The 13,486-nt window shown below is 53.6% G+C and carries 13 protein-coding genes; 5 read left to right on the forward strand and 8 right to left on the reverse strand.

Annotated elements, in window-relative coordinates; genetic code table 11:
- Positions 1-31: 31 nt before the first annotated feature.
- The 6 genes from FE848_RS12885 to FE848_RS12910 form a co-directional block, all read right to left on the reverse strand.
- Positions 32-952: an esterase/lipase family protein gene (locus FE848_RS12885; protein WP_200203610.1), complete on the reverse strand. Its 921-nt coding sequence runs from the start codon at positions 950-952 to the stop codon at positions 32-34.
- A 345-nt stretch (positions 953-1,297) separates the two neighbouring features.
- Positions 1,298-2,578: a glutamate-1-semialdehyde 2,1-aminomutase gene (hemL, locus tag FE848_RS12890; protein ID WP_200203612.1), complete on the reverse strand. Its 1,281-nt coding sequence runs from the start codon at positions 2,576-2,578 to the stop codon at positions 1,298-1,300.
- A gap of 15 nt (positions 2,579-2,593) precedes the next feature.
- The gene (gene thiE, locus FE848_RS12895; RefSeq protein ID WP_227715330.1) at positions 2,594-3,253 is read right to left on the reverse strand and encodes a thiamine phosphate synthase; all 660 of its coding nucleotides are present in this window, start codon (positions 3,251-3,253) and stop codon (positions 2,594-2,596) included.
- On the reverse strand, positions 3,250-4,038 hold the full coding sequence (thiD, locus tag FE848_RS12900; RefSeq protein ID WP_413785012.1) for a bifunctional hydroxymethylpyrimidine kinase/phosphomethylpyrimidine kinase: 789 nt from the start codon (positions 4,036-4,038) through the stop codon (positions 3,250-3,252). Before thiD ends, thiE begins: the two co-directional genes overlap by 4 nt.
- Positions 4,039-4,050: 12 nt before the next feature.
- On the reverse strand, positions 4,051-4,473 hold the full coding sequence (gene hemJ, locus FE848_RS12905; RefSeq protein WP_200203622.1) for a protoporphyrinogen oxidase HemJ: 423 nt from the start codon (positions 4,471-4,473) through the stop codon (positions 4,051-4,053).
- A 3-nt stretch (positions 4,474-4,476) separates the two neighbouring features.
- Positions 4,477-6,252, reverse strand: a complete 1,776-nt coding sequence (locus tag FE848_RS12910; protein WP_200203624.1) for a chloride channel protein — start codon at positions 6,250-6,252, stop codon at positions 4,477-4,479.
- Positions 6,253-6,422: 170 nt separating this feature from the next.
- Here FE848_RS12910 and argC point away from each other — a divergent pair, with 170 nt between their 5' ends.
- From argC to erpA, 4 genes are all read left to right on the forward strand, one after another.
- On the forward strand, positions 6,423-7,460 hold the full coding sequence (gene argC / locus FE848_RS12915) for an N-acetyl-gamma-glutamyl-phosphate reductase (RefSeq protein WP_200203626.1): 1,038 nt from the start codon (positions 6,423-6,425) through the stop codon (positions 7,458-7,460).
- A 9-nt stretch (positions 7,461-7,469) separates the two neighbouring features.
- On the forward strand, positions 7,470-8,210 hold the full coding sequence (locus FE848_RS12920) for a DUF6776 family protein (protein WP_200203628.1): 741 nt from the start codon (positions 7,470-7,472) through the stop codon (positions 8,208-8,210).
- 2 nt (positions 8,211-8,212) lie between these two features.
- On the forward strand, positions 8,213-8,689 hold the full coding sequence (locus FE848_RS12925) for a bactofilin family protein (protein ID WP_200203630.1): 477 nt from the start codon (positions 8,213-8,215) through the stop codon (positions 8,687-8,689).
- An 84-nt stretch (positions 8,690-8,773) separates the two neighbouring features.
- Positions 8,774-9,106 carry an iron-sulfur cluster insertion protein ErpA gene (gene erpA, locus FE848_RS12930; RefSeq protein ID WP_200203675.1) on the forward strand — a complete coding sequence of 111 codons (333 nt, stop codon included), beginning with the start codon at positions 8,774-8,776 and terminating at the stop codon, positions 9,104-9,106.
- 39 nt (positions 9,107-9,145) lie between these two features.
- Here erpA and FE848_RS12935 read toward each other — a convergent pair whose 3' ends face one another.
- Positions 9,146-10,243, reverse strand: a complete 1,098-nt coding sequence (locus FE848_RS12935) for an anhydro-N-acetylmuramic acid kinase (RefSeq protein WP_200203632.1) — start codon at positions 10,241-10,243, stop codon at positions 9,146-9,148.
- Positions 10,244-10,249: 6 nt separating this feature from the next.
- Positions 10,250-11,629, reverse strand: a complete 1,380-nt coding sequence (locus tag FE848_RS12940; RefSeq protein WP_200203634.1) for a peptidoglycan DD-metalloendopeptidase family protein — start codon at positions 11,627-11,629, stop codon at positions 10,250-10,252.
- 304 nt (positions 11,630-11,933) lie between these two features.
- Between FE848_RS12940 and tyrS the strand changes: the two genes are divergently transcribed.
- The gene (gene tyrS / locus FE848_RS12945; protein WP_200203636.1) at positions 11,934-13,136 is read left to right on the forward strand and encodes a tyrosine--tRNA ligase; all 1,203 of its coding nucleotides are present in this window, start codon (positions 11,934-11,936) and stop codon (positions 13,134-13,136) included.
- The last annotated feature ends 350 nt before the right edge of the window (positions 13,137-13,486 follow it).

The raw sequence follows: 13,486 nt of genomic DNA on the forward strand, positions 1-13,486 counted from the left end.
GGAGCGCTTTCCCGGCAGGGTCGGGCCTCGCTTAAAGACCTGCGTTTTTCAGTCGATTTGCGTGTTGTTTGAAGACGGCTTTCGGGTCGGTCTCGAATAAGCTGTGCAGTCCTAGCGCCTGGTTTACTTCATCCAGGTGGTTCATGAAGTAGTTGTCCCGGATGACCTTGCCAAAATGGTTGCTGCAGCGCTCAACCAGACCATCATGCTGAGATGACCCCATTGCCAGGCTGGTAACGCCGAGTAGGGCGTCAGAAGGGTCCAGAAGGTTGGTGAGAACACCTGTGCCACCCCAGGAATAGAAGTGAACGCCGTTTGCAGAATGCGCGCCTTCACCGCAAGAGCTTGTTGGAATGCCTGCCGGTGCAAAATTATTGAACTCTGCACTGCCCTGGCTTGTCAGAGATTGCAGGCTTGCTCCCATGTTTTGATCGTATCCGCCGCCGGAGATCAGGTCTATAAGACCGCCAAGTGCGTTGCCCAAAGTGTTTGCCAGGCTGCTTGCTGGTGACCCGATGATTACATCAGCAACGGCAGAGCCTTTGTGCGGCGAGCCTACAGATGTGACCGAAGCCACCAGATCAGGGCGTACCCGGGCAACGTAACGGGCCGTAGGTCCGCCATGGCTATGGCCTACGAGGTTTACTTTGCCGTGCACGGCAGCAATGGATTCTACCTGTGACAGCAGTACCTCACCCCTGGCAATAGTACTTTCCAGAGCTGGAACCTGAGATGTATATACATCCGCTCCATTTTTGCGAAGATCTTCAGCAACGCCGTACCAATAGTCCACGCCAATAATAGAGTCGAAGCCGAACATACCGTGCACCAATACTATGGGGTATTGGGTGCCGGCGTAATTTGCGGGTTTAGAGTTCCACCACCAGGCGGCGGAGGGGGCTGACCAAGCTATGGTCACAACCAGAGCGAGTGTTTTGATCCAGAGTTTCATGGTTTTTCCTACAGTTTGAGGTTGTGTTTGTTATTCAAACTGCGGCTCAACCTAACGGGTTGTTCCAGATACTTCGTGTCTGTGCCATAACGCGTGGCACAGAACCTCTGCTTGCTGACTTCCATGTTTTTGTTAGATGTTTGCCGTCAGAGCATCGCTATAGATACGTGGCTATAATTTGATCAGCTCGATTTTATAGTCAACGGCTAAAAGGGCAAAACACACAGGGAGGGAGGTATAGCGTGACGAGGTTCACAGATTGTCTCGGCAGGACATCGCTTTGATGTCCTGCCGAGTGTCGGTTCGAAAGCGTGTTGCCTGATCTGATCCGACAAGCTTGGGCAATTAAAGAGTTGCGAAAACCTTGCTGGCTGCGGCAATCGTATCGGCGATGTCCTGATCCGACAGAGCGGCGCTGGTGAAACCAGCCTCAAAGGCAGAAGGCGCGAGGTAAATACCTTCTTTAAGCATGCCCTGGAAGAATTTCATGAAGCGTTCCACGTCGCAGGCCATTACCTGATCGAAGCTGGTAATGCTGGCTTCTTCAGTGAAGAAAAAGCCAAACATAGCGCCCGCGCCCTGAACGGCCATAGGAATGCCGGCTGCATCTGCCGCAGCCTTCAGGCCCTCACGCAGCGCAACAGTTTTTTCGGTCAGGCGATCGTGGAAGCCAGGCTCAGATATGGCATTCAGAGTCGCCAGGCCTGCTGACATGGCCAGTGGGTTGCCGCTCAGCGTGCCGGCCTGGTACACCGGGCCAAGAGGCGCAATGTGTTCCATGATTTCACGCTTTCCACCAAAGGCGCCAACAGGCAAACCACCGCCGATCACCTTGCCGAGCGCCGTCAGGTCCGGGGTTACCCCATACAGACCCTGAGCACCGCCGAGTGATACGCGGAACCCGGACATCACTTCATCAAAAATCAGTACGCTGCCGTACTCGTCACACACTTCCCGGAGGCCTTCCAGAAAACCTGGAACCGGGGGGATGCAGTTCATGTTGCCTGCAACCGGCTCTACGATAATGGCTGCAATCTCATCGCCCATTTCTTTAAAGATCTTGCGAACACCCTCAATATCGTTGAAGTCGAGAGTGAGCGTGAGTTCAGCCAGGCAAGCAGGAACGCCGGGTGAGTTGGGGACGCCCAAAGTCAAAGCGCCGGAACCAGCCTTAACCAACAACGAATCAGCATGCCCGTGGTAGCAGCCTTCAAACTTGACGATTTTGTCGCGACCGGTAAATCCGCGAGCCAGTCGAATGGCGCTCATAGTGGCCTCAGTGCCGGAGTTCACCATGCGCACCAGATCAATTGAGGGCACCAGTTCGCACACTTTGCGAGCCATATCGGTTTCGATAGACGTGGGCGCGCCATAGCCAACCCCAAGGTCTACCTGTGCGTGTAGGGCATCTTTGATGCGCTTGTCTGAGTGGCCAAGGATCATTGGGCCCCAGGATCCGATGTAATCGATATAGCGCTTACCGTCCTCATCATAAAGGTAGGCGCCCTCAGCGTGCTTGAAAAAGATCGGGGTGCCGCCCACACCACGGAATGCGCGAACCGGGGAGTTAACGCCGCCCGGAATGTATTTTTGTGCCTGCTCGAACAGGGTTTCGGAATGTGTCATTTGTGGGAGCTCCTGTTATTTGGGAGTGAAGAATAGTGGGTGGTGGCTGGCAAACAGCCTCTGGAATACTTGTGCTTTCTGCATTGTGGCTTCGGGGCTGCCCCCGAAAAGTCCGCCAACAACCGCCAGCAGATCGGCGCCCGCCCGTATAAGGAGTTCGCCGTTTCCTGTAGTGATGCCGCCAATGGCCGTAACTGGCCGCTTAAAACGCCTTGCTTCGGCTAGTATTTCGGTTGGGGCGGGCGGGGCATCCGGTTTGGTTGATGAATTGAAAAACCGACCAAATGCCAGGTAATCAGCGCCGCCTGCCGCAGCTGCTTCAGCCAGTTCAAGGTCGGCATGGCATGTAATGCCAATAATTGCGCCATCTCCAAGCAGATGACGAGCTTCTGCTGCCGAACCATCCATTTGGCCAAGGTGAACACCAGCAGCGCCTATGCGCTTTGCCAGCTCGATATCATCGTTAATCAGCAGAGGGATGTCTGTAGTGGCGCATACGGATTGCAGGCTTCTTGCTTGTGCCAGGCGTTCTGGCATGGGTGCAGACTTTTCCCGATACTGCACCATCACAGCGCCACCGACAATGGCGGCTTCCACGGAGGTAAGCAGCGTTGCTGAGGGAGTCAATTGGCTGTCGGTAATTGCGTAAAGCCCGACAGGGACACGCGGTTTCATCGTTCCCACAGAATGCCTCGATCCGGAACCGGCTGGCCTCTTCCCACCTCAAGGGCATGCAAAATAGTGCGGTGCACGTAGTTTTGGGCCTGGGAAATTGCGGCCCGAGGTGAAAGCCCTAACGCCCGCCCGGCAGCAATCGCGGCTGCCAGTGTGCAGCCGGTGCCATGATATTCCCCGCCTATACGCTCGACATCCCAAGACATGGGCTTGGGAGCGTGGTTGTAAAGCGTATTGGTGATGTGAACACCCGTGCCATGCCCACCGGTTGCGAGCACCGAAGCGCACCCTTTACTGAGTAGTTTGCGCGCAGCCTCAGCGGGGTCGTCGCACTCTCCCAGCAAAGCCAGTTCTATGCCGTTGGGGGTGATCATTTCGGCGAGCGGGAATAGTCGTTCTTTCATCGTGGCAAGCAGTTCGTCATCCGCCAGATCGCCACCTCCTGCGGCCTTGATCACCGGGTCGGTTATCACCGGGATATCCGGATGCTTCTCAAGAAATTCAACCAAAACATCCACAACTGCAGAGTTGCCCAGGGCCCCGGTTTTTACCGCGTGTATTGGGGCATCTTCGGCGATGCACCTGAGTTGCTCACGTATCAGTTCCGGATTGACGGCTTCGGCACCGTATACATTCCGGGTATCCTGAACAGTCAGACAAGTGAGCACAGGTAACGGGTGGCACCCGAGTGATGTAATGGCCTGAATGTCCGCCTGGATGCCGGCGCCGCCGGAAGGGTCCAGGCCGGAAAGAACAAGTACTTGGGGGCGAGTGTAGTATTTGATTGCTAAAACTCCCTAGAACGGCTTAACGACAGCGAGAATGACAACTGCTAGTAAGATAAGCACCGGCAACTCATTGAACCAGCGATAGAATACATGGCCGCGAGTGTTGAGGTCGTCGCGGAACACCTTGACCAGATGCCCGCAATAAAAGTGGTAGATAATCAACAATGCCACGAGCAGCAGCTTCACATGCAGCCAGCCCTGGCTGAAGTAACCCGACACATTATAAGTAAGCAACCAGATGCCAAAGATCACGGTGGCAATCATCGAGGGTGTGGTTATCCCCCGATAAAGTTTGCGCTCCATGATTTTGAAGCGCTCCCGCCCCGGTTCATCCTCACAGGCAGCATGGTAGACAAACAGCCTTGGCAGATAGAAGAGGCCGGCAAACCAGCACACCAGAGATATAATATGAAAGGCTTTAACCCACAGCATTGATCAGCTCCGTCGATATTGGTAATAACTTTCGATGTCAGATTTAAGCACAACGCCGTAAACCCTTTGAATCATTGGTGCTACATGGCGTTGCACATACAGCGCCTCGGCGCTGGTGTTCTCGAACTCGTGCATTGCCTCTTCGAGCGTGGCCTGGTATTGCACCGGCGCAATATCGCGCCGATGTGCGGGAATGTCCATCAAGTCGATGGATTCGACAGGCTCGTCCGTCTCGTTTGATGCCGCCTCAGCTGAATCTTCAAGATAGCGGGCAAGGTCAACTGCAGGCAGCAAAGCTGTGGGACCGTTCTTGCCATCAACGATCAGCCATTTGGGTTCCGCTTGCAGAGCCTTTCGGGCCTCCTCCGCAGTAAGGTGCCGGTTTATGCGCAGTATGCTCTTGTCCATGGTTGCCGCCACAGATACCCGGCGCAAAGCCTGGATCACTGGTGAGCTTTGATAGCTCAGGCCTTGGCTTTTAAGCACGGTCAGGAAGAGGGATTTTTTTCCGAATGCTTCACTTGTGATAAGCGTGGCTGTGGTAATAACCAGCATGCCGGGGAGAATGATATTGGGGTTTCGGGTTAACTCCATCAGTGCCATAAGTGCGGCAAGGGGTGCCTGTAAAACTGCACCCATCATTGCGCCCATTCCGAGCATCGCATAAAAGCCAACCGATGAAGCGTGGCCAGGAAGTATGTCTCCACCGATGAGCCCCAGGGCCCCGCCAAGCGCTGCACCCATAATAAGCGTAGGGCCAATGATGCTGCTGGGCATGCCCAGCCCGACGGTTAACGCGGTGATAACCAGTTTCGCAGCGCCTACGGTAAGAAGCAGCCAGAAGCCAAGTTCGCCGTTCATAGTTTCGTTTACGGTGTCATATCCGATCCCCATGGTTTGGGGGACCACTACAGCAGCAACGGCCATCAGCATGCCGGCGATGATCACTCGCAATAAGATAGGGCGCTGGTTGAACCGCCCCATGGCGTCGACCAGATGAATGAACAGAGCTGCCGAAACACCGATAATAATGGCGATGACCAGAATCCAGGGTATCTCCAGAAATGAGTTCATGGTCAGCGCAGGCACGTTAAATGCCGGTTCTGAACCATACACTAGTTGGGTGACCACCGCTGCGCTGACCGCCGCAAGAATAATGGGCGTAAATCCGGCTATGGTGTACTCCATCATCACCACTTCCATGGCGAAGATCACCCCGGCAATCGGTGTGTTGAACGATGCGGATATGGCGGCAGCACAACCGCACGCCACCAGGGTGCGTATGCTGTTGTTGGGTAAGCGCATCCACTGCCCCATGAGGCTTGAGAATGCAGCGCCCAAATGAACGGCAGGCCCCTCCCGACCAGCGGATTGCCCGGTGATCACAGTGCTCACGCCTACAACGAATTGAATAATGGCGCTTCGTGCGGTGATGTAGCCCTGGTGGTAATTCAGGCGCTCCATCACATGGACGACACCAACTTTCCGGTCATGAGTGGCTAGGCGGTGTAAAAACAGGCCAATACCGAACGCACCTGCAAGTGGCAGTACGGCGCGGGTGATTATATCCAGGCTCTCAAAGGCTTCAGAGCCTTCTCCCGGCAGGAAATACTCCAGCGGCCATTCGATGGCCAGGCGGAAGACCAGAATCACGGCGCCGGTAACCAGCCCGGATAGCAGGCCGAGAATAGCCAGTTGTGGCAATGAATCCACACCGGACATACTGCGTGTGAAAACAGAGGATATTCTTTCGCTAATCCGATGCCAGGCTTTATTCATGGATGCCGGTATTCCGGTACAAGAGAGTGGCCTTCCAGAGGGTTTCTGACATCATTGTAACTGTCACTCTGCAGGCTGCAATGAGTCGTTGGTTTATCATGATAGACTAAGGCGTTAAGCTACAGGCAAAGACTCCTCTAAATCCTTATCCAACGTCGCTGGAGAGCAAGTTGATTAAAGTAGGTATCGTGGGCGGCACCGGCTATACCGGCGTCGAGCTCCTCAGAATTCTCGCTGTTCATCCGGAAGTAACGGTAAGCTGCATAACCTCAAGATCTGAGGCCGGAGTGCCGGTATCCGATATGTACCCAAATCTCCGTGGGCACTTTGATCTGGCTTATTCAGAACCGGACCCCAGTGTACTCGCGGCATGCGATCTGGTGTTTTTTGCAACACCACACGGCGTTGCCATGGAGATGATCCCGGAGTTGATGGCTGCCGGCGTGCGGGTTGTCGACCTGTCGGCAGACTTCCGACTCAAGGATCTGAAGGTTTGGTCCCAGTGGTATGGCCTGCCTCATGAATCGCCAGAGTGGGTTGAAAAGGCTGTTTACGGGTTGCCAGAAGTCGCGCGTGCTGAGATCGCCAAGGCGCAACTGGTTGCCAACCCCGGGTGCTACCCGACAGCGGTTCAGCTGGGCTTTCTCCCACTGCTAGAGAAGGGGTTAGTTGACCCGTCACGGTTGATTGCAGACGCCAAATCCGGTGCCAGTGGCGGTGGCCGACAGGGCAAAATAGCCATGTTGCACGGTGAAGTCAGTGAAAGTTTCAAAGCCTATGGCGCATCAGGCCACCGTCACTTGCCGGAAATTCGACAGGGCTTGTCCGCTGCAGCGGGCATTGAAACCGGTGTAACATTTGTGCCTCATCTCGTTCCGATGATTCGCGGCATAGAAGCAACGCTCTATGCAGAGCTGAAAAATCCGGCTGATTTCGATCGTTTACAGGCGCTGTTCGAAGAGCGTTATCGTGACGAGCCGTTTGTTGATGTGATGCCGTTCGGTAGTCACCCGGAAACTCGAAGTGTACGGGGGGCTAACTTGTGCCGCATGGCACTGCACCGGCAGGAACAGAGCAACATCGTGATCATCTCTTCGGTCATAGATAACCTGGTGAAAGGTGCGGCTGGCCAAGCTGTCCAGAACATGAACATCATGTTTGGAGTTAAAGAAACGCTGGGCCTTGAAGCGCCTGCGCTACTGCCGTGAGGAACGCCAGTGAGCGAACAACGGAAACCCACTGAGGAGTATGTTGTTATCCGCCATCGGCCGGGATACCGGCTGAAGCGGGCGCTGATCCTGATTGTGTGCACAGTGATTGCTGGCGCTGGCGGGTATGCTGCCGGGCTGGCTCAGGGAGGTTTTCGGTCCACTGGGGTCGAAGCATCCAACGAGCGATTGGAAGACAAGCTGGCAGCTCTGGAAGCCAACTATCGCGATGCCCGTCAGCGTTTGGTTAATCTCGAGCGTGGTAAACTCATTGATGAGCAAGCGCTGAATCAGGCCCGGAACATCATTGTGGAATTGGAAACCCGGGTAGGTTCGCTTAAATCGGATCTCACATTCTATAAAAATATCATGGCGCCCTCTGAAACCAGCAAGGGGTTGCAGGTTGATCGGTTTTCACTGACCAACGATAGGCAGGCAGGCGTTTATAATTTCAAACTCGTGTTGACGCAGGTTGGTAACAACAAGAGCTATATTTCAGGTGTTGTGGCCGTCAATATAATTGGGATGCGCGATCAGGAAAAAGAAGTTATCGCACTGCGAGACCTGTCCCAGGAAATAAAAGATCTTGGCGTGAAATTCCGCTTTCGGTACTTCCAGGATGTAGAAGGCAAGCTGACATTGCCTGACGGTTTTGAGCCACTTGAAGTGCAGGTGGTTGCGCAGGCCGAAGGACGCAAATCCTCACAGGCCGAGCGAACATTTGGTTGGGGCGATTTAACGGAGAATTAGAAATGTTTGGTAAGAAAAAGGCAAAGCCCCGTCGGGCCACTGGTAACTTTGACACACTGATTTCTTCGCGCACAACCATAGAAGGAGATGTGCACTTTTCCGGCGGCTTGCATGTCGATGGCCACATCCGGGGCAAGGTGTTGGCTGAAGAGGGCAGTGATGCGGTTCTGAGAGTTTCAGAAGTAGGTGAAGTAACCGGTGACATATCCGCCCCGCACGTAGTCATCAACGGAACAGTTCACGGTGATGTATATGCGTCTGCGCATCTCGAACTTGCCGAGAAGGCCGCTATTCACGGCAGTGTCTACTATAACCTCATTCAGATGGCGATGGGGTCATCGGTAAATGGCAATCTGGTTCACCAGCGCGAGCCGTCCGGGTTGCTGACTCAGGACAAGGCGCGGCCGGAAGCGGAACCAGGTCATGCTGTCGAAAGTACTGATGAGTCTTTCGACGAAGATGGTGGTAAGTCCGAATAGTTGATTGTTTTACTCAGGAATACCATAATCCATGCAGTTGTATCAGGTAATCCGGAGGCAAACTTGAGTGTAGTTCAGCAGCAGATGGCAGCACCGCTGTTTTTCAGCGATAGTGCGGTCAATAAGGTACGAGAACTGGTTGATGAAGAGGGTAACTCTGATCTCAGGCTGCGCGTGTTTGTGACCGGCGGTGGGTGTTCGGGTTTTCAGTACGGGTTCTCATTCGATGAAACTCAGGATGAGGAAGATACCGTCATTGAACGGGATGGAGCCGTTCTGCTTGTGGACCCTATGAGTTATCAATACCTTGTGGGTGCTACCATAGATTACCAGGAAGGTTTGCAGGGCTCTCAGTTTGTTGTGCAGAACCCTAACGCCAGCTCTACGTGTGGCTGTGGTAGTTCTTTTACGATTTGATATCCCGCAAGTGCGGGCACCCGGCAGGGAGCGTTTGCATTATGCCGGGTAAACAGCCCCGAGAATTCGCGGGCCTTTAGCTCCGGTGACTTCCGGCAGGTTGCCAGGTTTGCGCTCCATTGCCTGCTGGGCCAACCATGCAAAAGCGGTGGGCTCTACCCACTGCGGATCAAGGCCGAGTTCCGCTGTGCTGAGTACGCGGATAGGGCTAAGACTTTGAGTAAGTTCCTTCATGAGCAGCCTGTTACGAGTTCCCCCTCCGCACGCATACACAACCATTGCTGGTGACTGAGGCATTTGCCGGGTCGCTGTTATAACTGAGAGTTGCAGCAGTGTGCGCTGAACGTCTTCCGGCCGAACATTGTTATGCCGCCTTACCAGAGTTTTAACCCACCGGAGATTGAACTTTTCTTTTCCGGTGCTCTTGGGGGCTGGTCGCTCAAAGTAGGCATCTGTAAGCATGTCACTGAGCAAGGCTTGATCGACAATCCCTTCCTCCGCCCACTGGCCGTTTTCATCGTAAGGGCGACCGGTTTGATCTTGGCACCACGCGTCCATCAGGGCATTTGCGGGCCCGGTGTCGAAGCCCGTCACTGGGCTGCCTCGTTCAGATGGAATCCATGTTATATTTGCTATGCCGCCGAGATTGAGGATGCATCTGTCTTCTGTATCCGAACCGAAAAAATCCTGATGAAAGGCTGGAACCAGAGGCGCGCCTTGCCCACCCGCGGCCATGTCACGGCTGCGAAAATCTCCTACCGTCGTAACGCAGGTTTTCTCTGCAATGATTGACGGGTTGCCGATCTGGAGTGAGAAGCGACCAGGCCCGGAAGGTTGGTGCCTCAGGGTTTGTCCATGGCTTCCAATTGCACGAATTGACGATCTCTCTACCCCGGACTTGCAGATCAGAGCTTCCGCGGTGTTTGCGAAAAGTGTGCCGACCAGCGTATCAAGTTCACCCACTTCGTCTGGTGTGGCTTGATTCTGGCTGGCCAACACCAGGCGCTTGCGAAGGTCTTCAGGATAAGGGGAGGAGTGCGTGGCGTGAGTGTGGACAGATTTGCCCTGAAAGGACACCAGCACGGCGTCTATACCATCCATGCTGGTGCCGGACATGAGCCCGATCCAGGTGTCCATAATAACTCAGTTGTCCGAGGCCAGAGCCAGATGCTGGTAGTTTGTCCGGAAGGCTTCAAACTGGGCAACTTGCTGTTCCGTGTGCTTTTTGAATCGTGCCATTTCAGTGGCTGGAATTGGCTGTGCATCAGGCAGCTTTACGGTTCTTGAGTTGCGGGGTGAGCCATTCACACGGAACTCATAGTGCAGGTGTGGCCCGGTTACCATGCCAGATGAACCAACGTAGCCTATGGTTTGGCCCTGCTTGACACGGGCACCGCTTTTCATGCCTTTGGCGATACGGCTCATGTGCGCATACAGCGTGGTGATGTTGTCACCGTGCTTTAAAACAATTGTACGGCCATAGCCGCCTTTCCAGCCAGAAAATTGAACTCTTCCGTTGCCCGCAGCTTTAATGGGGGAGCCTGGAGGTGCGGCGTAATCTGTTCCTTCATGAGGGCGCACTACATCCAGCACAGGGTGGCGGCGCTGAAGGTTAAATGACGAGGAAATTCGCGCGTCGATAGGCGTGCGCAAGAAAGCTTTGCGCATGCTTTTGCCGTCAGGTGTGTAGTAGTCGCTATCGCCGTTGCTGTCCGTATAAAGGAGGGCAATGTTTTCTTCGCCACGGTTTACGAAGCGAGCAGACAGAATGCGGCCGGTGCTGAACTTCTCGCCATCGAGATAGAGTTCTTCATAGACCACTTCAAACTGGTCGCCCTTGCGAACGTCATAAACAAAGTCGATGTCCCAGCCAAAAATTCCCGAAAGCTCCATAGTCAGGCGGTCGTTAAGTCCTGCCTCGCGTGCGGCGAGGTAGAGTGACCCGTCAATAGTGCCTGAGGCGTATGCCGGTTTGGGCTCTGGCTCGCGCACTTCTGTTTGCCCGGTATAAATTCCTTCTTGTATGTTAATCTTCAATGTTTCCAGACGGCTGCGCTGGAGTTCTACTGCCGCAAGCTCGCCTTCGCTACCAATGGCGAATCGGATCGTCTCGCCAGCATAAAGACGCTGTAACTTGTCTGCCTCGCCTTCGCCATGAATTACGGAGAGCATAGTGCCGTCATTGAATCCCGCTTTCTTGAAAAGGGAGGACAATGTGTCGCCTGATTTGATATCGAACGTTTGCCAAGACAGGCGAGGCGCAAGCTCAGGGGCTGCTGGGACTGAGGTCTCCGGAGAGATAGCGGCAGCCTGGTCTGCAACAACGGGCTCGGCCGGAGTAGAGTTTTTCTGTTGCGGCTTTTGGGAGATGATTGCAGAAGCCTTGCCCTGTTCTAAATCGAGGGTGTAAGACATTCGCTTGGCCTCAACGTCGGCGCTGGGGCTCATCAAAATTGCGGCAGATACTACAACGGTTGCAGCAGCGGCAATGGTAATATGAGTTTTCGGAAACATTTTCAGCAAGTGTCGCATCCGTTTCAATCCGTATTCCGGCAGCTTGTGCCACCTAGTTAAAGCTGTTGTTCAAGTATAGACCAACAGATTACCGTATAAAAAGCGCGTGGAACAGCGTAGAACATTACGGTTGTTGCGCCCTAAGCCGGATTTCTCAGGGTGTCATTGATATAATGCTGCCGCCCGAAATGCCTGGCATTGTTTAAAAACTGAGCACTTGCACTTTAACAGGGTGCCAGGTAACTCACAGAGTTCTTTTGTTGAAGTCTGTAACTGATAATTTATTGTAAAACCGATTGGGGATTAATGATTCATGGCATCTATTGATGAAGCCCTTGCGATTATCAAGCGAGGCGTAGACGAGCTGATACCAGAAGGCGATCTGATAGCGAAATTAAAAGAAGGTCGCCCTTTGCGCATCAAGGCAGGTTTCGACCCTACTGCCCCCGATCTCCATCTCGGGCATACCGTGCTGATCAATAAGCTGCGCCAGTTTCAGGAACTCGGACACGAGGTCATCTTTCTGATAGGAGACTTCACCGGGAAGATCGGTGATCCTTCTGGTAAAAGCGCTACCCGGCCCCCTCTAACCGACGAGCAGGTTGCCCAAAACGCGATTACCTATAAAGAGCAGGTGTTCAAGATTCTGGATCCAAAAAGAACCCGGGTGGTCTTCAACTCTGAATGGATGAGCAAGATGGCTGCAGCGGACATGATCCAGTTGGCGGGTCAGTATACCGTCGCCCGCATGCTGGAACGTGATGACTTCACCAAGCGTTACCGCTCTGAGCAGCCTATTGCCATACACGAGTTTCTGTATCCGCTAATACAGGGTTATGACTCTGTGGCGCTCGAAGCGGATGTTGAGTGTGGTGGCACGGACCAGAAGTTCAACCTTCTGATGGGGCGGATCTTGCAGAAGCACTATGGTCAGGCGCCGCAAGCTGTTTTGACCATGCCGATATTGGAGGGGCTGGATGGCGTTCAGAAGATGTCCAAGTCATTGGGCAACTATATAGGTGTAAACGATGCCCCGGGCGAAATGTACACCAAGCTGCTGTCTGTGCCAGATGAATTGCTCTGGCGCTACTTTGAGCTTTTGAGCTTCCGTCCCCTGAAGGAAGTAACTGAGTTCCAGAAAGCTGTAGAAGGCGGGGCGAATCCTCAGGACTACAAGAAGTTGCTGGCGGAAGAGATTATTACGCGCTTTCACAGTGAAGAGGCTGCGAGTACAGCGCACAAGTCTGCAGGTAACCGGGTTGCGCTAGGGGATATCCCTGAAAATGTTCCTGTAGTCGAAGTATCACTGGAGGGGCAGGCGGAGATTCTTATGCCGTCTGTGTTGCGAATGGCGGGTCTTGTAAAGAATGGTGCGGCTGCGCGAGATGTCCTCGGGCGTGGTGCTGTGTTTGTTGATGGTCAGAAATTTGAGGGCGACCGTGCTTTTGTGGAGGGTGACACTTGCGTGATTCAGGCGGGAAAGAAGAAAATCGCCCGTGTTTTGATCACTGCTTGATCGATTTCCGGCTATTTTGAATTTATTTCAAAATGGCCGTTGACAGATCTGCGTGTGTCTGTAGAATGCGCATCTCCTTCGAGGGACACACCGCTGAGACGGGGTAGATTGAGAAGGGCAACTGTTTGAAAGTATTAAAGAAAACGAGTTTGAAGATTCTTTAATTAAACGGTTGACAAGGCGGCGAGACGATGTAGAATGCGCCACCTTGATTGAGCAACGGCTCAAACGCTCTTTAACAAATTGACCAAGTAATTCGTGTGGGCGCTGGCTGGAGTATTTCGACAAGAAATACCAAGGCAAGCGACTCGTCGAAAATTGAGTTTTGTCTTGAGCAAAGGTTATAAGGT

It is taken from the genome of Marinobacter sp. 1-3A, assembly GCF_016597775.1.
Lineage (GTDB): Bacteria > Pseudomonadota > Gammaproteobacteria > Pseudomonadales > Oleiphilaceae > Marinobacter > Marinobacter xiaoshiensis.

What these genes read in the sequence shown, in the direction of transcription:
- FE848_RS12885 (WP_200203610.1), bottom strand. Translation starts at nt 952, where the DNA reads ATGAAACTCTGGATCAAAACACTCGCTCTGGTTGTGACCATAGCTTGG.
- hemL (WP_200203612.1), bottom strand. Translation starts at nt 2,578, where the DNA reads ATGACACATTCCGAAACCCTGTTCGAGCAGGCACAAAAATACATTCCG.
- thiE (WP_227715330.1), bottom strand. Translation starts at nt 3,253, where the DNA reads ATGAAACCGCGTGTCCCTGTCGGGCTTTACGCAATTACCGACAGCCAA.
- hemJ (WP_200203622.1), bottom strand. Translation starts at nt 4,473, where the DNA reads ATGCTGTGGGTTAAAGCCTTTCATATTATATCTCTGGTGTGCTGGTTT.
- FE848_RS12910 (WP_200203624.1), bottom strand. Translation starts at nt 6,252, where the DNA reads ATGAATAAAGCCTGGCATCGGATTAGCGAAAGAATATCCTCTGTTTTC.
- FE848_RS12925 (WP_200203630.1), top strand. Translation starts at nt 8,213, where the DNA reads ATGTTTGGTAAGAAAAAGGCAAAGCCCCGTCGGGCCACTGGTAACTTT.
- erpA (WP_200203675.1), top strand. Translation starts at nt 8,774, where the DNA reads ATGGCAGCACCGCTGTTTTTCAGCGATAGTGCGGTCAATAAGGTACGA.
- FE848_RS12935 (WP_200203632.1), bottom strand. Translation starts at nt 10,243, where the DNA reads ATGGACACCTGGATCGGGCTCATGTCCGGCACCAGCATGGATGGTATA.
- tyrS (WP_200203636.1), top strand. Translation starts at nt 11,934, where the DNA reads ATGGCATCTATTGATGAAGCCCTTGCGATTATCAAGCGAGGCGTAGAC.